Annotated in this window: 16 protein-coding genes and 1 tRNA gene; 1 reads left to right on the forward strand and 16 read right to left on the reverse strand. The window is 57.6% G+C overall.

What is annotated here, in order from left to right:
• Position 1 precedes the first annotated feature (1 nt).
• The 11 genes from mobF to gatC all read right to left on the reverse strand — a co-directional run bounded on the left by mobF (position 2) and on the right by gatC (position 12,124).
• Entirely contained in the window at positions 2-2,785 is a 2,784-nt protein-coding gene (gene mobF, locus JK208_RS03790) for a MobF family relaxase (protein ID WP_211574419.1), read from the reverse strand.
• Positions 2,785-4,665: a type IV secretion system DNA-binding domain-containing protein gene (locus JK208_RS03795; RefSeq protein ID WP_249201929.1), complete on the reverse strand. Its 1,881-nt coding sequence runs from the start codon at positions 4,663-4,665 to the stop codon at positions 2,785-2,787. The genes mobF and JK208_RS03795 overlap by 1 nt, the downstream gene beginning before the upstream one ends.
• Positions 4,662-5,027 (reverse strand): hypothetical protein, encoded by a 366-nt coding sequence (locus JK208_RS03800; RefSeq protein ID WP_249201930.1) that lies wholly within the window; start codon positions 5,025-5,027, stop codon positions 4,662-4,664. The genes JK208_RS03795 and JK208_RS03800 overlap by 4 nt, the downstream gene beginning before the upstream one ends.
• A gap of 207 nt (positions 5,028-5,234) precedes the next feature.
• Positions 5,235-5,816 (reverse strand): hypothetical protein, encoded by a 582-nt coding sequence (locus JK208_RS03805; RefSeq protein WP_211574420.1) that lies wholly within the window; start codon positions 5,814-5,816, stop codon positions 5,235-5,237.
• A gap of 107 nt (positions 5,817-5,923) precedes the next feature.
• Positions 5,924-6,130, reverse strand: coding sequence for an AlpA family transcriptional regulator (locus JK208_RS03810; RefSeq protein WP_211574421.1), 207 nt, complete (start codon positions 6,128-6,130; stop codon positions 5,924-5,926).
• Positions 6,131-6,266: 136 nt separating this feature from the next.
• Positions 6,267-7,418, reverse strand: coding sequence for a hypothetical protein (locus JK208_RS03815; RefSeq protein ID WP_211574422.1), 1,152 nt, complete (start codon positions 7,416-7,418; stop codon positions 6,267-6,269).
• On the reverse strand, positions 7,411-8,577 hold the full coding sequence (locus JK208_RS03820; protein ID WP_211574423.1) for a site-specific integrase: 1,167 nt from the start codon (positions 8,575-8,577) through the stop codon (positions 7,411-7,413). Before JK208_RS03820 ends, JK208_RS03815 begins: the two co-directional genes overlap by 8 nt.
• Before the next feature lie 136 nt (positions 8,578-8,713).
• Positions 8,714-8,805, reverse strand: a tRNA-Ser gene (locus tag JK208_RS03825).
• Between the two features lie 90 nt (positions 8,806-8,895).
• A complete protein-coding gene (gene gatB / locus JK208_RS03830) occupies positions 8,896-10,353 on the reverse strand; it encodes an Asp-tRNA(Asn)/Glu-tRNA(Gln) amidotransferase subunit GatB (RefSeq protein WP_211574424.1) in 1,458 nt (485 codons plus the stop codon).
• Entirely contained in the window at positions 10,350-11,837 is a 1,488-nt protein-coding gene (gene gatA, locus JK208_RS03835) for an Asp-tRNA(Asn)/Glu-tRNA(Gln) amidotransferase subunit GatA (RefSeq protein WP_211574425.1), read from the reverse strand. The genes gatB and gatA overlap by 4 nt, the downstream gene beginning before the upstream one ends.
• Positions 11,837-12,124 (reverse strand): Asp-tRNA(Asn)/Glu-tRNA(Gln) amidotransferase subunit GatC, encoded by a 288-nt coding sequence (gatC, locus tag JK208_RS03840; RefSeq protein ID WP_194263284.1) that lies wholly within the window; start codon positions 12,122-12,124, stop codon positions 11,837-11,839. The genes gatA and gatC overlap by 1 nt, the downstream gene beginning before the upstream one ends.
• Before the next feature lie 69 nt (positions 12,125-12,193).
• Between gatC and ruvX the strand changes: the two genes are divergently transcribed.
• Positions 12,194-12,676, forward strand: coding sequence for a Holliday junction resolvase RuvX (gene ruvX / locus JK208_RS03845; protein ID WP_194263285.1), 483 nt, complete (start codon positions 12,194-12,196; stop codon positions 12,674-12,676).
• A gap of 350 nt (positions 12,677-13,026) precedes the next feature.
• Here the strand turns inward: ruvX and JK208_RS03850 are convergent, their stop codons facing one another.
• Genes JK208_RS03850 through JK208_RS03870 form a run of 5 tightly spaced genes read right to left on the reverse strand, consistent with a single transcriptional unit; the run spans position 13,027 to position 19,375 of the window.
• Positions 13,027-13,863 carry a lytic transglycosylase domain-containing protein gene (locus JK208_RS03850; RefSeq protein ID WP_211574426.1) on the reverse strand — a complete coding sequence of 279 codons (837 nt, stop codon included), beginning with the start codon at positions 13,861-13,863 and terminating at the stop codon, positions 13,027-13,029.
• 49 nt (positions 13,864-13,912) lie between these two features.
• Positions 13,913-15,694, reverse strand: a complete 1,782-nt coding sequence (locus JK208_RS03855; protein WP_211574427.1) for an aminopeptidase P family protein — start codon at positions 15,692-15,694, stop codon at positions 13,913-13,915.
• Entirely contained in the window at positions 15,691-16,236 is a 546-nt protein-coding gene (locus tag JK208_RS03860; protein ID WP_211574428.1) for a GNAT family N-acetyltransferase, read from the reverse strand. Before JK208_RS03860 ends, JK208_RS03855 begins: the two co-directional genes overlap by 4 nt.
• Positions 16,236-17,141 carry a 50S ribosomal protein L11 methyltransferase gene (locus JK208_RS03865; RefSeq protein WP_211574715.1) on the reverse strand — a complete coding sequence of 302 codons (906 nt, stop codon included), beginning with the start codon at positions 17,139-17,141 and terminating at the stop codon, positions 16,236-16,238. Before JK208_RS03865 ends, JK208_RS03860 begins: the two co-directional genes overlap by 1 nt.
• A complete protein-coding gene (locus JK208_RS03870) occupies positions 17,141-19,375 on the reverse strand; it encodes a UvrD-helicase domain-containing protein (RefSeq protein ID WP_211574717.1) in 2,235 nt (744 codons plus the stop codon). The genes JK208_RS03865 and JK208_RS03870 overlap by 1 nt, the downstream gene beginning before the upstream one ends.
• Positions 19,376-19,442: the final 67 nt, after the last annotated feature.

Here is a 19,442-nt window from a genome sequence, read left to right on the forward strand (position 1 = left end):
CTCAAAGGGTCAGACTGGCGTCCTGAGCCTTTTCTTGCGCCTTTTGTTTCCCGTCCTGCATGTCGGTTCCGCGTTCCTTAAGCGCGCGAGCCGCCATTCCTGAACGCTCCTGGAGCCCAACTTGCATCTTCGAGCGGTCATCCGTGTAAAGCACGCTCTCAGCCTTGGCTCGTGAGAGGGCCACATAGAAGCTCTTCTGCTCCAAAAGATGCGTGGCCGAGCTCTCCGCATTGGCGAACACTCGATCCGCCGTTCGTCCTTGAGCAGCAAAAGCGGTGGACACATAGGCATGAGAGAGATGCCGGTCTCGAGCGCGCTCTAGGCTGATTGTCTCAATCCGGTTGCCTTGGAGTTTGACGCGGGCAAGGCTTCGGTCTGGGCCGATCCCGATCACGTCCCCAAGCTGCCCATTCACGCGCTTAGCGGCCTTATCGTTGCGCGTAAACTGCACCCGATCCCCCACGCGAAGCTCTAGCGCTTCCTCACGGTAGACTTGAGCTTGTGCCGCTCCCCATTGCCGAGGATGCCAGGCAAGCTCTCGCCCGCGCTCATCTTGAAGCATGAGCACATTCTTGGCCTCATTCGCTTGAATGACCCGATAGGCGCCATGCCGAGAGATGCCTTTATCGGCGTAATCCTTCGCAAAGCGCACAATATCGCCGAGCTCATAACTCTCCGCCCGCTTGGCCTCCGCTTTGGTGAGGTCCTTGGACACGAACTTCGTCGCGTTGAGAGCCTCAGCGCCAAGCTGACCCCGCTCTATCAATTTTTTTCGAATGTCCTGGGTCAGACCATCCCGTCCTTCGCGTGAGGGTTCAATCACCAACGTTTTCTGGCGTTCTTCGGTACTGAGAGCTGCATAATCCTCGGCAATCTGCACAAAACGAGCTTCACGACTAGCAATTTCCACAACACGCCCGCCGCCGCGATCCAGGGCCTCCAAGGCCTTCTTGGCGTTTCCTTCCAAACTCGCCTCGACGGCCGCCTTTGTATGCTCATTGGTCTGGCGCAAGATGGTCTTCAGCTTGGCCGTTTCCATGCCGGCCTCTTGGAGCTGCTCAAAAGCCGCTCCAGCCTCAATAGAGCCGAGCTGTTTGATATCGCCCACCAAAAGCACGCGTGCCCGATGGCTCTGTGCTGTGCTTAAGAGCTTCGCCATGTCTTTGGCAGAGACAAGCGACGCTTCATCGACAATCCAGAGCTGACGCTGCGAGCTGGGGCGCCCTGGTGCCAGAAGATGACGCGCCAACGTGTCGGCCCGACTGTCGAGCGCATTCCCCAGCACCTGCGCGGCTGAGGCGGTCGGGGCCAGGGCTGTGACGCGATAGCCTTGCGCTTCCGCGCTTTTCGCAACAGTCGCCAAGACCGTCGATGTCTTAGCGGTACCCGCGTAGCCTTGGAGTCCAACGATCTGACTGGTGCTGGTGAGGATCTGAGCGGTCGCCGCACGCTGCTCCTCATTCCAGGCATGTCCTTTGAGGGCTGAACTTTGCTCGGCCTGAGCCACGGTTTTTCCCGCCTCAAGGGGTGAGAGGATGGGCACGGCTTTTTGCCGTCCGTCCTCTTCGAGCCGCAAGAGTGTCCTCTCGTTAGCGATATTGGTTGCGGTCGTCATGCCGTCAAAGGCGGCACCCCTATAATCAAGATAGGTCCGCCTTTCCAGGCCGCCAGCCGTCTCAGCCCGTGTGATCGCGTCGGCAATCTCGGCCTGACTAACCGCGCCAAGCGCAAAACGTCCTGCCGCCTCATGCAGCGCAGTCGTGGCAAAGACAGAATTGCGCTCGCCCAGCATCGCCGCCCCTTGAGCAACAACCTGATCCGCCAAGAGCTCCCGACCAAACGCGTTGGAACTCTTTTGAGCGGATTGCGCCGCCAGGCGCCCCTGAGCCTCTGCGACAAGCTGACGGCGCTTTTCCTCTGTCAGTCCAGCTGAGTCTGCGGCCCCGCGCCAGGTTTTCACCAAGTCTGCTTGCGACACAGCCTCTTTGGCCAATCGAGTTTCTAACGCGACAGTCTGTTTCTCTGCTGCACTGGCCTGAGCACGAGATTTCCCACGCTTTGCCAATTGCGCCTCAATCGCCTGCGCCCTTTGGCTGAACCTCTCCAAGCTCTCAGGCGAGAGACCGGCAATCTCAAAGCTGGAATCTTTGCCTTTGGTGATCCCGTAACCCAGCTCGGTCACCTCATGCGCCAATTCCTGGCGATAAAGTGCCCCCAGCTGCTTTTGGAGTTGGTAAAAGGCCCGAGGCTCTAAGCTTCGCCACTGGCTATCTTGATCCTGCGTCATGTTCAAAATGACGTTGTGGCTGTGGAGCTGCGGATCGAGTGCGCGGCTCGTCCCGTGCCGGAAACTTGCAATCACAAGGTTCTGCGTCACCTCACGGCGGACTTCCCCATCTTCCCGGATGCGGGTTGCCGCCAAATGCTGCTCGGCGAGCGCCATTGTGCGCCGGACCGCCTCATCATGAGCTCCGATCAGGCGGCGATCGCCTGCCACCAGGGCCATGATCGAGACAGATTTTGGGGCACTGAAGGTCACATCCCAGCCCGGACGATGGACCCACTCCCCATCCTGAGAGGTCCCTAACCGCTGATCTTTGTTGATCTGTCCGTGGAGGAGACGCGTGAACCTCTCAGAATCAACCGCACTGGCAAGGCCGAGCTCTACCGCGCCTTTCCCGAGCCAGACAGACGGCGCATGGCCATCCTCAGAATAATAGTCATCGGCGTCATAATAGGCGCTGGCTTGAGCTGCATTTCTCAGCCCTGAAATGGTCGCCACCATCAGACAGGCCCCCGATCAAGAGCGGGCTTTGATGGAGAAGCCGCTGTCGGTTTTGGGGTTTTCTCAATGGTGGCGACATCACGCGCCGCGCTCTGGCGGTCTTTCTGCCCCCAAAGTGTTTTGGCGGGGTCGATGGCCATAAACGCAGCCGCCCTCGCAGGACCTCGGGCCGCAATATGATCTGTGCTGAGTGTAATTTGCGCCACTGGCAAGCCGTCCGGAAGGAGCAGATAGCCGCGTCCTGGTGGTAAGCGGAACTGGCTCTCCATCACAGCAGGCCGGACCTCACGACGAGAGCTTACGGTGATCTGGGGTTTCCGTGTTTTGGTATCCATCACGCCCGAGACGGTCTGGATCTCAACCTCGACCTTGCCGATCGTGGCAGAGGCGCGCTCTCGGCTTTCTGTATCTGAAAGCTGAAGAAACAGCTTCGTGTTGCAGTTGCCCAAAATGGCTTGGGCATCTTGCTCACCGTAGCGGCTGCGCATCTGACCGATGGTCTGAAAGGTCAGAATGACCGCAGCCCCAAACTGTCGGCCTTGGGGTAGCAGACGCGTCATATTGTCAACGCGGGGAAGATCAGGGAACTCGTCGAGCACAAACCACAGGCGGCGCGTGTTTGAGGGAGGCAAGGCGAGCGTCGCCGAGGCCGCGCATTCGAGCCAAAGCGCCATGAGCGGTTTGACCGCTTCGAAGTAGTCTTCCTTGCGCGGCACAAAGACCCACGGAGCGCGTGTTCCGCCTTCGTGCTTGTCCAGGCCGCCGAAGAACGCAGCAAAAGAGAAGCTTGTCGCGCTCGGTTCCGGTTCGGCTCGTAGGAACATGAGCAGATTGACCGCCTTGGCGAGCATGAAAAGCACGCTGGCTGTGGCGCGTTCTGCATCCTGGGCAAAAGTGCGCGCCGAGGAGGTATGCGCCAGCCAGCGACCCAGCTCCTCGCTCGTCATATACTGAAGTGCCTCGATCAGCGCGGTCGGTGTTCCGCGGTGTTCTTCCCAAAGCTGGCGCAAGATATTGGCAACCAGGATGCGCGCCGTCTCTAACCAGACGTCTCGATCCCGATCTCCGGTCTCATTAATCAGGTAGCGCGCAAGACGTGCTGCATCTGCCGGATGCTGGATCTCGTCAAAGAGGTTCCAATAGACCCCACGGGCATCAAAGGGGCTGAGAATGATGTCGCCCCGTACAGGGTTATAATACTGAGCGACGAAACTGCCGGAGATGTCATAGACGATCGCAGGCTCGCCACGGGCTTCGATGCCATCAAGCATCTGACGCATGGCAGTGGTCTTGCCGGACCCTGTCGAGCCATCCAGCTCAAAATGGCGGGTTTCAAAGCCACGCGGGATCGGCACTGATCCGATCAAGAGTGGCGCTGGGTCATCGGCGTTGGTCGTGGCTTTGGCGAGCGCTTGGGCTGAGACGAGTTGCGTTCCGCTGATATAGCGATCCGCCAGCTCCGCAGCGGCTTTGTGCTGGCGTTTGTCTTTGGTCAGCCAAAGCCCCGCAATCGCGGCACCTCCACCCAAGATCAGGCCGAGTGCAACGCGCTCCATTAGGCCAACCATACGCGTCCTGAGCCAAGGCTCGCCCAGAACCTCTTGCGCGCCGGTGTCGTAGGTTTTGTCCTCAATAACGACGCGCATCGGAACGTCTCTGCCGGATATGGCCATCACCGGTCGCTGTGCTTCGGCATGCAAGAAGGAACCTGCCAGGCGCAGTGTCTCGCGCTGTGTCGTGGCAAGACCGGCCAGCAGGCCAGTTACGAGGGCCGCGAACAGGATGATGAGCAGAGCCTGACGCGCACGGGCGCCGCTCTCGGCGCGTCGAAGAGCACGCAAAGCCTGGGCATGAGCGCGTTGGTCGAGATCATTGCTCATGAGGCGTCTCCGGCATGAGAAAGCTGGCGCTGAAAAGCGGCTGTGATGTCATCACTGAGTTGGGTGTCATCGACACGGGGCGGTGCTGCGGCGCGGGCATAGACATAGGCTGCACACGCCACATAGAGCGTGCGTTCTGTGAGGCGCTCGACATGCGCGACGCGGGCGCTGAGGGCTCCAAGCTCTCGCGCGATCTCGTTGAGGAGCGGGGTTGGGTCGCGCTCTTCGATCACGCTCGCGAGTCCAGTGCGCACGCAAAGCTGTAAGAATGCATAAGGGGTCAGCTCGCGAGCCGCCGCGTGCTTGCGTAGAGCCTGATCGAGCGCCCTTGGCAGGCGCAGAGTGTGCTGGACCGTGCTCATGGCTGCACCTGCCCGTGTAGGCCATCCGCACTCTCGAAAAAATTAGGTGCGCCAATGTGTCGAACAGAACCGCCGGATGTGTAGGCGGATCGCACGCGCTGAAAAGCGCAGCCCCAAGCCGCAGGCCAGTGCGTGGGGTGTGTTCTTCTTTCTGTGGCCCGAGACGAAGTCTCGGGTCGGTCGAACGGAAGAGAGACAGGCTGTCGTTTAGACATGCTGACCTCCCTTGGATGAGGAGGTCGAACGGCGCCGTTTCTGTGTTTTGGCGGGTGTAGGCCGTGTCTCTAATGACTCTGGATGAAACACTGAGGCCGTATCGTCAAGAAGCGCGTCGAGATCGACTGTTGGGCCTGGCGGATGGCGAGGCTCAGGGGCAGGCTTGCGCTCTTGATACTCCGCGACCCAATCGACGATCGTGCTTTCGATGGCCTGCTGGATCTGTTGGTCCAGGTCGTACGCGTCTTCTGGCGGTAGGCGAACATCGAAGCCGGGTGTCTCAATAATTGCCCCTGTTGGACGGTAGGCTTTGCCGTGCTCCAGCAACGGGCCAGAGATGACACAGGTCGATGTGGAGCCATGATAATAGGCCAAAGGGAGCACGTCATAGCGAAACCAATGCGACGTGGCGCAACGGTAGCTCTCGCCGACTTTGTCATCAGTGATGAGCTTCTCAATGATGGGGCCAACCCCCCGCAGAATACGGGCTGGCGCTTTAACCGAGAGGGTCTGGTCAGAGGCGGGCGATAGCCAGGACTGAAGGCGTGCAAAAGCACTCAGGAACACGGGCATGTGAGATCCTTTTCGCGTTCGAGGACGCAAATTCATGGAAGAGGAAAAAATATTCGGGGGGTCTGAGGAGGCGCGGCGCTTAACGACGTAGGCGCTGCCTCAGGCCGTTAACGGTAGGATTGGGTCGGGAGGCTCTTGAGCCAGTGCTCAATGTCGCCAGAGCGCCATCGGACGCGGCCTCCGCCGACCATGATCGGCAGCGGGATCTGGGAGCGCTTCATCAGGCGATAAATGCTCGATCGGCTGCGATAGCCCGTCATGCGGAGCACATCGTCAATCGTGAGGAGGAAAGCATCGGGTCCGAATTTATGCATCGTGGTCCATCCTGTTTCGTTTGGAACGATGCCGACCCTATGAGGTGCAATCGACGCTGTGTGAATTTAACCTTCGACCAGCAAAGCAAAATAAAGGTTAAATTATAATCAATTGATTTTTAAGGATATTTTTTAATTATTTTATCTTATTAAAGCTGTTGAATGCAATGATCCCGTCATAAATCCAACCATAGTTTTTCCCGTTATGCACAAAGCCTTTTACCCATTCGGTCGATGGGGAGTCTGCGGTCAGACCCACTTCATTGATTCGGTTTTCATCTTTGGCTTTTCCCAGTGCAGCTACACATTCGGCAATAAGGCGCTTGCCGGTGCTTTCGACGTTCCCCTTAGTCTTTGCGACCTCATGACAGGTTTGAAAGATGATCAGCCACTTCTCACCGTTTTCATCCGGCCACTTGTGTGATCTTTTTAATTTGCGCTCTAAGTGGAGATCTTGAAGGAATTCGAGCAGATCCTTGAATTGCGTAGGAAAGATAGACCGAAATTCCTCAAGCAGCCTGCCTTCTCTCGTAACAATATGGCTGCCTTGAATTACTTCCGCGGTATAGGCGGGTGATTCTCTCGGCGTATCTGTATCGCTGGGAGTTCCGTGACTTTCGCGTGCTACGTCCTCAAGAGCAATTTCAGTCGTCTCCTGTCTGCCGCTTTGGACGTGTATAGAAGCAATATCTGGTCTATCTATGGGGTGTTGACCGCTAGGTATTTTGCGAACCTGGATATCCCCAGAAAGCTTAGGTCTAAATAAACACCAGAGCTCATGCCGTCGTTCTCTTACATCTACTCCTCCGACCAGAAGCATGCGCCAAGGGCTATCCAACAGGTACGAGGGCATCTGCTTTCCACCGATCGAAGCCTCCCATGATCCGTTTCTTAAATCGTTGAAAAGACCTTCAATTTCAGGAGGGATTTCCCGATCCTCACGGAGGAATAACCTTGAAAAAACGGGCACATATTGAACACATCTTCCCAAATTAAATGCAAAGATCGCTAGTAAAAAAAAGGAAAATGATACAATTGAACGCCATATATGTGGGTCAAAATTTTTTCCGCTCGTGTATGTGTGTAAAATATAGCTCCAAAAACAATACGCAGATAAAAATAAAAATATTGATGATAGACTAATCGCTTTGATTTTTATTTTTCGAATTTCGCGTAAGGTAAATTCTATGCTTTTTCTAATCGTTCTCTTTCCAAGAACGATATCCCCTGCACCGACACGACGTGCTGCCTCGTTATAAATATCATCTTTCTGATACGCATCATGCATGAGTCGTGTCATCCACGTTGCAAGTTACATAAGACGCCCAAGCTTCCATCATCACACGCCGTTTATCGAGCAAGTTCCCTCGGCGATATGCGGCCTCAACCTTGTTTCCGATTGCATGAGCCAAGGCCATTTCGGCGATATCGCCATCAAAGGTGGTTTCTTCTGCAACCCAGTCGCGGAAAGACGATCGAAAACCATGTGGGACGGCTTCGATCTTGGCGTCACGGCAGATTTTAGTGAGTGTCATGTCTGATAGGGGCTTCGCGCCTCGCTGTCCTGGAAAGACCAGCGGGCTCCGTGCCTCACGATAGGTCGCAGCTTTACGCAACAGCGCGAGTGCTGGCGGCGAGAGAGGAATGACATGCTCCCGGCCTGCCTTCATGCGCTCAGCCGGGATTGTCCATAGAGCATTCTCGAAGTCGATCTCGTCCCACGTTGCACCCCGGACCTCGCCAGAGCGTGTCGCCGTAAGGATTAAGACCGACAGTGCTAAGCGACCGATCGAATCACCATCTTGGAGATAAGACAGAAATTGCGGCACCTCCGCATAGGGAAGTGCTGCATGATGAACGGGCTTGGATTTAATTCTCGGGAGAGATTTGTCCATAGCTGCCAGAGGCAATGGAAGGGTTCGGTAGCCCTTGCCGATCGCCCAGTCGACGACACTGCCGATGCGCTGACGGACCCGGCGCGCTGTTTCGGGCTTCTCTAGCCAGATGGGAGCGACCACATCACGCGCATGATGTCCGTCGAGCTCCGAGATGGAGAGGTCACCGATGATGGGGAAGGCGTAGCGCTCCAGCGTGGACAGCCACTGATTGCGGTGCTTCTGATTTTTCCAGCTCGACTTGTTCTCGGCAAAGACCAGAGAAACGGCCTCACGGAATGTCGGAATCCCTGCCTCTTTACGGCGCTCCGAGACAGGATCAATTCCGACCTCGACCTGCATGCGTGTTTTGACGGCGCGCTCCCGAGCAAGGGCCAAAGGCACCTTCTTGACGCTGCCTAAGCCGATATCCCGTCGCTTGCCGTTCTTCTGAACCCTGCAAACCCAAGATTTGCTGCCTGACGGCGTCACGACGAGATAAAGCCCATCGCCATCTCCGTAGCGTCCAGGCTCTTTGGTGGCTTTTACAGAGGTCGCTGATAATCGGCCCATCTATTCCCACACTCCATACCACGCAAGCAGTGGGATAGAGTGCAATTTGATGAGTCGGGATGCAACACAAAATGAGAGGATATCCGCAGAAATCCGCCATTTATGATGCGATCTAAAACTTGATTGTAAGGGTAATTGGCGGAGGGGATGGGATTCGAACCCACGATACGACTTACATCGTATAACGGATTAGCAATCCGCCGCCTTCAGCCTCTCGGCCACCCCTCCGCACTTTACGCGGTTTGCACTGCGTAAGCAGGAGTGTTCTTAGGGGGTAACCGCGTCGTGGTCAAACCCCCTGAGAACATTTTTTTCGCCTTACTCTGAAAGAAGTTTCTTCAGAGTTTCATTAACGAGAGCAGGGTTTCCCTTACCCTTCATGGCCTTCATCGTCTGACCGACGAAAAAGCCGAAAAGCTTGTCCTTACCGCTTTTATATTCTTCGACTTTATCGTTGTTCGCCGCAAGAATATCGCGAATGGCGCTTTCAATGGCCCCTGTGTCCGTAACCTGACGGAGACCCTTACGCTCAACGATGGCAGAGGCAGAATCGCCCGTCTCGACCATGTCTTCCAAGACTTCCTTGGCAATCTTGCCATTGATCGTGGAATTGGAAATCAGGCCAAGAAGTTCCCGCAAGCCTTCCGCACTCACCGGGCTGTCTTCAATGGAACGGCCAGTGCGGTTCAGTGCTGCGAAAAAATCGCCCAGCATCCAGTTTGCCGCCAGACGGGCATCGGCGCCACGCGCCAGGGTTTCGTAGAAATCCGCAGTCGCCTGTTCAACACACAGAACGGAAGATTCATAACGGCTGACGCCGTATTCCGCCTCCAGACGAGCGCGCTTTGCTTCAGGCAACTCAGGCAAGGCCGCTTTGAGTTCGTCAACCCAGAACTGTTCGATGACCAACGGCAGAAGGTCAGGGTCAGGGAAGTAGCGATAGTCGTGCGCATCTTCCTTGCTACGCAGAGAACGTGTTTCGCTCCGGACGTGATCGAACAGACGTGTCTCCTGATCGACGGTTCCACCAGCTTCCCAGACTTCGATCTGACGCTGCGCCTCGACTTCGATGGCCATCATGACAAAGCGGATCGAATTGACGTTCTTGATCTCGCAGCGCGTGCGATAGTCCGTCTCGCCCGGCTTACGGACCGACACGTTCACATCGGCACGCATGGACCCTTCTTCCATGTTCCCGTCACAGGTGCCGATATAGCGCAGGATTTGCCGCAACTTGCGCAGATAGGCACCAGCTTCTTCAGGCGACCGGATATCCGGCTCACTGACGATTTCCATCAGCGCCACACCGGCACGGTTCAGATCGATGAAAGAGCGTGTCGGATCCTGATCATGAATCGACTTGCCAGCGTCCTGCTCCAGATGCAAACGCGTCACACCGATTTCACGCGTGCTGCCATCGGCCAGATCAACGAGAACCTTGCCCTTACCGATGATCGGATGGGCAAACTGGCTGATCTGATAGCCGGTGGGCAGATCCGCATAGAAGTAGTTCTTGCGGTCGAAGCGGCTGAACAGGTTGATCTCAGCTTCGAGCCCCAGACCTGTACGGACAGCCTGTGCAACGCATTCCTGATTCAGAACCGGAAGCATGCCCGGAAAACCAGCATCGACGAGGCTGACATGCGTGTTCGGCTCACCGCCATATTCCGCCGAAGCACCGGAAAAGAGCTTGGCTTCGCTAACGACCTGAGCATGAACCTCAAGACCGACAACAATTTCCCATTCACCGGTGCTGCCGGTAATACGATAGCTCATGCCGACACTCCTGCATGAAGGGTGGGTCTGTGATGGAACGCCGCCGCCTGCTCAATGGCATGACCGGCAGCAATCAGCGTCTCTTCATCGAAGAACTTACCGATAAGCTGCAACCCAAGCGGCACACCGCGCGCATCCAGACCAGCCGGAACGGACAGGGCAGGGACACCCGCCATGCTCGCCGGAACCGTAAAGACGTCATTCAGATACATCTGCACCGGATCGGTCGGCTTTTCGTCCTGCGCGAAAGCACCCGATGGTGCGGTCGGCGTCAGAAGAACGTCGACATTTTCAAAAGCCCTCAGGAAGTCCTGCTGGATCAGCGTCCGAACTTTCTGCGCGCGCAAATAGTAGGCGTCATAGTAGCCCGAAGACAGCACATGCGTGCCGATCAGAATGCGGCGCTTGACCTCTTCGCCAAAACCAGCGGCACGGCTAGCCTCATAGAGACCATCCAACGAAGGCGCACTCACACGCTCACCAAAACGGACACCATCGTAGCGCGCAAGATTCGAAGACGCTTCGGCCAGAGCCGCGATGTAATAGGTGGGAAGGCCGTATTTCGTATGAGGCAGGGAAACCTCAACAATTTCCGCACCAGCATCCCGCAGCCAGGTCATACCCTGCTGCCACAGTGCCTCGATCTCCGCAGGCATGCCGTCCACATGATATTCTTTAGGAATACCAACGCGCAGTCCTTTGACGCCACGCTTCAGCGCAGCTTCGTAGTTCGGAACGGGCGTATCAACACTCGTGGAATCGCGCGGATCGAAACCAGCCATCGATTCGAGCAGAATGGCGCAATCCTGAAGATTACGGGCCATCGGACCAGCCTGATCGAGCGAGCTTGCAAAAGCGATCGTCCCGAAACGCGAACAGCGCCCATAAGTCGGCTTGATCCCGGCAATGCCCGTAAAAGCCGCCGGCTGACGGATGGAACCACCCGTATCCGTGCCCGTCGCACCCAGCACGAGCCCAGCCGCGACTGCTGCGGCTGATCCACCGGAAGACCCACCCGGAACCAGCTTGGCGTCAGAATCCTTGCGCTTCCAAGGATTTTCAACCGGACCGAACGCGGAGGTCAGATTGGCCGACCCCATGGCAAACTCATCAAGATTCAGCTTGCCCAGAAAAACTGCACCGTCTTTAAGCAGATTGGCCGTAACCGTGCTTTCATAAGGCGGTACGAAATTGCCAAGGATTTTGCTGGCCGCCGTAGTGCGAACGCCATTCGTGCAGAACAGATCCTTGATGCCCAGCGGAAGACCGCAAAGGTTCCCGCCTTCGCCCTTGGCCAGAGCCGCGTCCGCAGCCTTGGCGCCTTCGCGGGCCCGATCGGGCGTGCGGGTGATGAAGCTGTTGAGCTGACCGTCCAGACGCTCGATCGCGTCAATATGAGCGTTCGTCAGTTCGACCGCAGAGATCTTGCGCGCCTTGAGCGCGTCCCGGGCCGAAGCCAGCGTGAAATCGTGAATGCCGGACATTATTCAACCACCTTCGGTACCGTGAAGAACGGACCTTCCCGTTCGGGGGCATTGGCCAGAACCTTGTCACGGCAATCGCCATCCGTGACCCGATCTTCCCGCAGACGGGGCTTTGCCAGACCCGTACCAATCATGGGATCAACGCCCGTGACATCCACTTCCTTGAGCTGTTCCACCCAGTCGATGATGGAGCCCATATCCTGTCCGAGAGTTTCAACCTCTCCGGGCTGGAGACCGATCCTCGCCAGTCTGGCGATGCGCGTAACCGTTTTCGCGTCGAGCGACATGAATATTCCTGAGCAAGAGGAAATTTTATGGTGGCTTTTCAGCCTTCGAGGGGATCATAACGCCGTGCTATGCCCCTGTTCAATCCACATGATCTCCGTAATCTCGTTCAATCCGGTCAGCGCATCCTCGGGCTGGACCCCGGATCGAAGACCATCGGCGTCGCGCTGACGGATGTTTCTCTCATGCTGGCCTCCCCATTGATCGGCCTCAAGCGCAGAAAACTGGGAGAAAACGCTCAGGAACTTGCCAAGATCGTCCGCACGCAGGACGTCGGCGCCCTTGTTGTCGGACTGCCGCTTTCACTGGATGGATCTTTTGGCCCTGCAGCCCGTGCAGCCTCCGACTGGACGCAGGCTTTGTCCGAACGTCTCGGGATTCCCGCAGGACTATGGGACGAACGGCTGTCTTCCAGTGCCGTCAACCGTTTCCTGATCCAGGATGCCGACATGACACGAGGACGGCGTGCCGAAGTCGTCGACAAGATGGCCGCCGCCTATATGCTTCAGGGCTGGCTTGATGCCTCACGCCCTGAAGCCCCAGAGTTTTTCTAATCAGATCGTCCTGCTCTCCCCCAACGCGGAACGCCATGATGTATTGGCCAGAACACGGAACCACATCCGGGCTGTAAGGGCGCCGATGAACAGGCAAAACAGGAACTTCATGCTTCTTCTCCTCTCGTGAAGCACAAAACGAACCGTATTAGTCCAAGTTCTCTAACGAAGCGTTTCAAAGTGTTAAGGTGCGCTGAAAAATGATGTTTCGCACATCGATCTTGATAATTCTTCTGGGACTATCAGCCTGCGCTCATACGTCCGATGACGGCAGTGCCTCAATCACCCGACATCATTCTTCCCGTCATGGGGCGTACGCAGGAGCAGGGGGTGGCTGGTCCGGGTTCTGATCAGTGCTGACGCCACGCAAGCCGGACCGGCATGGCACGATAGGATGCAAGATCCCGTCCGCCATGCACAGGCAGAGCGCTTCCGGCCTGACCGACAGTGTGGTGGATGATCCGAGGCGGTGGCGCGTAAGACACCATGTGAACAGACGGCATGGCTTCCACCCGCGGCGTCGGACGTTCGGAAAATCCGGATTGCCGGTTCAGCGCAAAATAGGGCGCAGGTCGGGCGGCAGGAAGCATGGCCTGAAGACCTGATGCTGTCATGACAACCTGCGGTAGAAAATCAGGCGGCCTGTAGCTGTCAGGTTGTCCGTTCCAGATAGCCAGCACATGTCGGGCGTAGTCCGCACCGAGGGCCGGGGTAAGGGAGTGGTAGGCTGCCGTCGCCGCTGGCCAGCCATGAAGCTGGTTATGCAATCCGGACAGAAAACGCGCACCGTAGCGGGCATTACTGAACGGATCGAAAGCATCTTCAAGCGAAAAAAAGGCGTCCGGATGATGATGCAGGTTGATCTGCATGCAGCCCACATCAATCGAAACGATGCCGTGCGCCTGAAAATCCCGCACCGCCGCAATGGCTTCATCCTTACTCTCGTAGAAATACCCTTTTCCGGCTGCATTCACGGTCCAGGGCCAAGCAACGGTCACCGAACCATTCGGGTCCCGCCGCCCGCTCTCCACACGACTGATGGCATCTAAAAGACGAGGCGGGATTCCTGCCTGCTGTTCGGCAGCCTGCACCGCCGTTTTACAGACAGATGAAACATCAAAAGCCTTCGCAACCGGCACACCGGAGAGCGTCATGGCAGCAGCAAGACAACGAACTTTCCCGATCATTTTTCTGCTTATGACCGGGAAAGGTAAAAAAACGGTTATGCCTGCAACTTTACCGAACGAGCGGTTTGCAGGACTCCGCCAGCCACTCTGCGACTTCTGGTTCAACATGCGGCGAAACCCGCGCCTGAACCTCGGCGTGGTATGCATTCAGCCAGTTCAGCTCGGCATCATTCAGCAGCGCCACATCAATCAGCTTACGATCAATCGGCGTGTAGCTGAGGATCTCGAACTCCAGAAATGCGCTCTTGCTGCCCTTGAACGAAGACGGGCGCACCAGCATCAGGTTCTCGATCCGGATTCCATATTGCCCCGGTTCGTAATATCCCGGCTCGTTGGAAACGATCATGCCTGCTTCAAGCGCAACAGGACGCGGCGCAGGAGAGATGTTCTGCGGGCCTTCATGAACGGACAGATAACTTCCGATGCCATGTCCGGTCCCGTGATCGTAGTCCATCCCGACCTGCCACAGGGCAGCGCGTGCCAGAACATCCAGCCTGTGCCCGGTCGTGCCGGGCGGAAAACGAATGCGGGAGAGGGCGATATTGCCCTTCAGGACACGCGTGAACGCTTCCCGCACATTGGCTGGCGGCTCCTGATCCCCGACCCAGAGCGTACGGGTAATGTCCGTCGTGCCGAACGGATACTGACCACCACTATCGATCAGATAGACGCTGCCTGCTTCCAGAACCCGATCATGACCGACCTGCGCCCGATAATGCGGGAAAGCACCATTCGGCCCGACTGCGGAAATGGCATCGAAGCTCTGCTCCCGATAATCATTGGAGCGGGCACGCAGACCATCCAGCCGCGTGACGAGATCCGTCTCGTGCTGGCCGATTCCTGAGACCGTCAGGGAATACAGGAAGCGGGCCATTGCAACGCCGTCATGGGCATGGGCCTGACGCGCGCCCTCCTGCTCAACACTGTTCTTGATCGCTTTTGGAAGCGTGCAAGGGTCCGTTCCGTCCACAACCGTCGCACCGCCAGCCTGAAGCGTGGTGTCGAACCACACGGCCGTCGAAACCGGGTCCACGCGCACCGTTCTCCCCTTGAGGGCCTCAAGACGCGTTGCCAGTTCCGCAGGAGCCTGAACTGTCACGCCCGAACCACAGACATCCAACACGCCTGCCGACAGACGCTTTGATGAAACGAACCATTCGGCCGTTCCGTCAGCGTGCAGGATTGCATAGCCATGTGCGACAGGAGTCAGAGGAACATCGCTGCCACGAATGTTCAGCAGCCATGCCAGCGAGGTGCAGTCTGCGATGATGGCAGCATCGTGCCCCGCCCGGCTCAGAGCCTGTCCCAGACGCAGGCGCTTGTCGGAACTGCTTTCGCCAGAAAATTCCACAGGCTGCGGCGTGATCTGACTGGCAGGGGCCTCTGGACGGTCTGCCCACGCCTGATCAATCGGATTATGCGACAGCGCGACAAGTTCAACACCCGGCGTCTGCCATGACGCCAGCATGGACTGACTGACCAGACGCGGATCATACCCGATTCTCAGCCCGTTCGTATGCTCCGCCAGCCAGTCAGCCAGCGGTTCCAACGAAATATGCCGACGCTCCCACAAATCATGCGGAACCTGTTCTTCCAACTGCACCGTATAACGCCCATCGGAAAATACGGCGGCCACGTCCGGCAGAATGGCGGCAAGACCAGCACTTCCCGTAAAGCCCGTCAGCCACGCCAGACGCTCGGCACAGGGGGCAACATACTCGCCCAGATATTCATCCCCACGCGGGATGATGAAACCGTCAACGCCCAGTGCTTTGCAGGCTGCGCGAACGAGGGCAGGGCGCTCGTTGAGCGGGATGGAGGACAGGGTCATGAAAAGTCCTTTTCCACAGAAGACATATCGTCGAGGCAGAGTGTCATGAACAGCAAATCGAGCCAGCGGTCACGCTTGCTCCCCACCTGTGGGAGTATGCCGCAGGTCTGGAAGCCAAAGTTGCGATGCATCGCAACTGAGGCAACATTATCCGCCGTGATCCCAGCCACCATGACGTGAAATCCAGCATGTTTTGCATGCTCAATCAGAGCAAGCAGAAGAGCGCGGCCGATACCCTGACGCTGATGGTCAGGAGAAACATAGACCGAGTGTTCGACTGTACGAGCATAGCCTTCATAAGATCTGAAAGACCCGTAAGAGCCATATCCCATCACTTCGCCAGCCATATCGACAGCAACAAGAACGGGATATCCGTGCGCCAGCCTGTCCTCGAACCACTGACGCCTCTGGTCCAGCGTAAAGGGTGTCGTGATCCAGAGCGCATCGGTGTGCTCGATGGCATCATTGGTAATCCGCAGAATTGCCGGAAGGTCGTCCTGACCGGCGCTTCGGATCACCGGTAATGCACGCTGTGGATTCATCAGCCGCGGCGACGCAGGATCAGCGTGGCCCAGTCGCCCTCACGCAGAATACGCTCCAGCACAAGACCCTGCCGCTGATGCGCTACCAGAACCATCCGCGCCTGACTGTAAAGCAGCCCGGCCAGAATGGCCGTTCCGTTCGGCGCAAGATTCAGCGCAAGAGACTGCGCCATCCGGCACAACGGGCGGGCCAGAATATTGGCGAAGACCAGATCATACGGTGCCTTGGCCCGCACGGCCTCGGTCTGCCAGCCATTACCAAAACGGCAGTCCAGCAGATTGCCCTGACCGTTCAGCCGCGCGTTGAGCTTGGCCGTCCGGACGGACCAGGGCTCGATATCGACCGCCAGAACCGAACGGTGCAGCAGCTTTGCCGCAGCCATGGCCAGAATGCCAGACCCACAGCCCATATCCAGAATACGCTGCGGTTTGCGATACGCCACCATCTCCAGAGCCCGCAGACAGCCGCGCGTCGACCCATGCTCGCCCGAACCGAAAGCGATCCCGGCATCCAGCGTAATCGTCAGGCGGGACTGATCGGGCGCGCCATGAAGATGAGTGCCACGAATGGCGAACCGCTTGCCGACATTCTGCTGCGGAAAGGACTCATACGTCCGGGCCAGCCAGCCTTCGGACTCGGTCGGGGTGCGTTCAAGCTCCGCTTCACAGCCGGTCAGCATCCGTGCAACTGCCAGAGCGTTTTCGAGCTCGTCTTCCTTGAAGCCCGTATCCTTCACGCCTTCCACACGCCAGTATTTCTGCGCGTCATCGGCTTCGAAAATGCCTACCGTTTCGCAGGCACACATCAGGGCCTGCTCGAACAGGGGAACGAAAGGCTCTTCAACCGTGATGGACAGGGTTTCGAGCGCACTGGCATGGCGACGGCCAATGCTGCGGGGTGCCATCACGATCTGATCTCCACAAAGTTTGACATGACGCGCTTAACGCCACCGTTTTCAAAATTGATGTGCAACTGCTGTCCGTCAGCACCGATAACCGTGCCTTCACCGAACTTGTGATGAAAAACCGTCGCCCCGATCGCAACAGTCGGCTCCGACTTCACGTCATGAAGTTTCGGGCGCGGGGCACGGAACCCTGAAGGGCGCGTGCTGGTGAGTGGCCCCGACGCGAACATGGACGGTGCCGCCGCAGCCTGACGCCGCGTCTCGAACGCCTGCCCATTCATCTGGACATGCTCGGACGGGATTTCCTCAATAAAGCGGCTCGGCATCGAGGACTGCCAGTTCGCATAAATCCGACGGCTGGCCGCATGCAGCACGATCGCCCGACGACGCGCCCGCGTCAGCCCGACATAAGCCAGTCGCCGCTCTTCCTCCAGCGCCCGGTTTCCACCTTCGTCCAGCGACCGCTGGGACGGGAACACGCCTTCCTCCCAGCCCGGCAGGAACACCGTGTCAAACTCCAGCCCCTTGGCGCCGTGCAACGTCATGAGACTGACCTTGTCGTCGGACGTCTCACTCTCCGTGTCCATGACAAGCGCGACGTGCTCCAGAAAGCCCTGAAGCGTTCCGAATTCGCCAATCGCGCGTAGAAGCTCGCGGATATTGTCCAAACGACCCGGAGCCTCAACGGAGCGGTCGTCCCGCCACATCTGAAGATAGCCGCTGTCTTCAAGAAGCTGTTCAGCCGCAACGACGTGACCTTCGGTCTCCAGCGTGGCCTTGGCTCGCTGGAACGCGCCCATCAGCCCGTCTAACGCCTCTTTCGACTTGCCTTTGAGCAGCCCTTCCTGAAGCTGCCAGCTCACCGCTGCCGTCAGCGGGCCGGGGAGCGCCCGTGCCTGACCATGCAGCTTCTGCACGGCCACTGCACCAACGCCACGCTTGGGAACATTGATAATCCGCTCGAACGCCAGATCATCCGCAGGCTGCGACAGAACGCGCAGATAGGCCAGACAGTCCCGGATTTCAGCACGTTCGTAAAATCGCAGGCCGCCCACAACACGATACGGAATCCCGATCAGCATCAGCCGCTCTTCAAACGGCCGCGTTTGGAACCCGGCCCGCATCAGGATGGCAATTTCCGAAAGCGAGTGCCCGTCAGCGCGCAGACGCTCAATCGCCCCACTTACGATTCGTGCTTCCTCATCCGAATCACGAACGCCGATGATCTGGACCTTCTCGCCATCCGCGTCTTCACGACCCGGACGCAACGTCTTGCCAAGCCGCCCCTCATTATGGGCGATCAGGCCAGCGGCGGCCGCGAGGATCTGTGCTGTCGAGCGGTAATTGCGCTCCAGACGCACCACTTCCGCGCCGGGAAAGTCCTTCTCGAATCGCAGAATATTCTCAACTTCCGCCCCACGCCAGGAATAGATGGACTGATCGTCGTCCCCCACGCAGGCAATGTTGGACGGTCCATGCTCGCGCTTGGCCAGAAGACGCAGCCATAGATACTGAACGGTATTGGTGTCCTGATACTCGTCCACGAGAATGTAACGAAAACTCCGGTGATACTGCGCCAGAACATTCGGCTGATTCCGCAGAATCTCCGTCATATGCAGCATCAGATCGCCGAAATCGCACGTATTCAGTGCAATCAGACGCTCCTGATATGCCCGGTAGATCGCCAGCGCATGCCCATTCGCAAAATCTGTATCCTCAGCCGGTGTCACCCGGTCGGGCGTCAGGCCACGGTCCTTCCAGCGCTGGATGATCCCCATGAGCTGGTTTGGCGGCCAGCGTTTGGTATCGATCTTCCAAGGCTCCATGATCTGCTTGAGCAGGCGGATCTGATCGTCTGTATCGAGAATATTGAAGCTGCTGGTCAGACCGACATATTCCGCATGACGCCGCAGCATCCGCGCGCAGATTGCATGAAACGTCCCGAGCCACAGCCCTTCCGCAGGCTCACCCAGAATCGCGCTGACACGTTCGCGCATTTCACGCGCAGCCTTGTTCGTGAAGGTCACAGCCAGAATCTGACTCGGATAAGCACGTCCGGTCAGGAGAATATGCGCAAAGCGCGTTGTCAGAACGCGCGTTTTGCCCGTTCCCGCACCAGCCAGAATAAGGAGCGGGCCTTCGGTCGTCTCGATGGCGCGTCTCTGCTCCGGGTTCAGGCGGGAGAGATACTCGGGCGCGGAGGCAGGCGTGGGGGAAGAGAGGTCTTGCGGCACACTCCCGATATAGAGTGAGATACCGTCATGGCCAACACCTATCCCCGGATCGATCTGACACGCGGCA

Source organism: Gluconobacter sp. Dm-74, assembly GCF_018256135.1.
In the GTDB taxonomy this organism is placed as follows: domain Bacteria; phylum Pseudomonadota; class Alphaproteobacteria; order Acetobacterales; family Acetobacteraceae; genus Gluconobacter; species Gluconobacter cadivus.

Excerpts from the sequence above, each read along its gene's own strand:
- gatB (WP_211574424.1), bottom strand. The coding sequence starts at position 10,353 with ATGAGCTATCGTATTACCGGCAGCACCGGTGAATGGGAAATTGTTGTC.
- gatC (WP_194263284.1), bottom strand. The coding sequence starts at position 12,124 with ATGTCGCTCGACGCGAAAACGGTTACGCGCATCGCCAGACTGGCGAGG.
- JK208_RS03800 (WP_249201930.1), bottom strand. The coding sequence starts at position 5,027 with ATGAGCACGGTCCAGCACACTCTGCGCCTGCCAAGGGCGCTCGATCAG.
- JK208_RS03865 (WP_211574715.1), bottom strand. The coding sequence starts at position 17,141 with ATGGCACCCCGCAGCATTGGCCGTCGCCATGCCAGTGCGCTCGAAACC.
- JK208_RS03860 (WP_211574428.1), bottom strand. The coding sequence starts at position 16,236 with ATGAATCCACAGCGTGCATTACCGGTGATCCGAAGCGCCGGTCAGGAC.
- JK208_RS03810 (WP_211574421.1), bottom strand. The coding sequence starts at position 6,130 with ATGCATAAATTCGGACCCGATGCTTTCCTCCTCACGATTGACGATGTG.
- JK208_RS03815 (WP_211574422.1), bottom strand. The coding sequence starts at position 7,418 with ATGCATGATGCGTATCAGAAAGATGATATTTATAACGAGGCAGCACGT.
- JK208_RS03850 (WP_211574426.1), bottom strand. The coding sequence starts at position 13,863 with ATGATCGGGAAAGTTCGTTGTCTTGCTGCTGCCATGACGCTCTCCGGT.
- gatA (WP_211574425.1), bottom strand. The coding sequence starts at position 11,837 with ATGTCCGGCATTCACGATTTCACGCTGGCTTCGGCCCGGGACGCGCTC.
- JK208_RS03820 (WP_211574423.1), bottom strand. The coding sequence starts at position 8,577 with ATGGGCCGATTATCAGCGACCTCTGTAAAAGCCACCAAAGAGCCTGGA.
- ruvX (WP_194263285.1), top strand. The coding sequence starts at position 12,194 with ATGCCCCTGTTCAATCCACATGATCTCCGTAATCTCGTTCAATCCGGT.
- mobF (WP_211574419.1), bottom strand. The coding sequence starts at position 2,785 with ATGGTGGCGACCATTTCAGGGCTGAGAAATGCAGCTCAAGCCAGCGCC.
- JK208_RS03795 (WP_249201929.1), bottom strand. The coding sequence starts at position 4,665 with ATGAGCAATGATCTCGACCAACGCGCTCATGCCCAGGCTTTGCGTGCT.
- JK208_RS03805 (WP_211574420.1), bottom strand. The coding sequence starts at position 5,816 with ATGCCCGTGTTCCTGAGTGCTTTTGCACGCCTTCAGTCCTGGCTATCG.
- JK208_RS03855 (WP_211574427.1), bottom strand. The coding sequence starts at position 15,694 with ATGACCCTGTCCTCCATCCCGCTCAACGAGCGCCCTGCCCTCGTTCGC.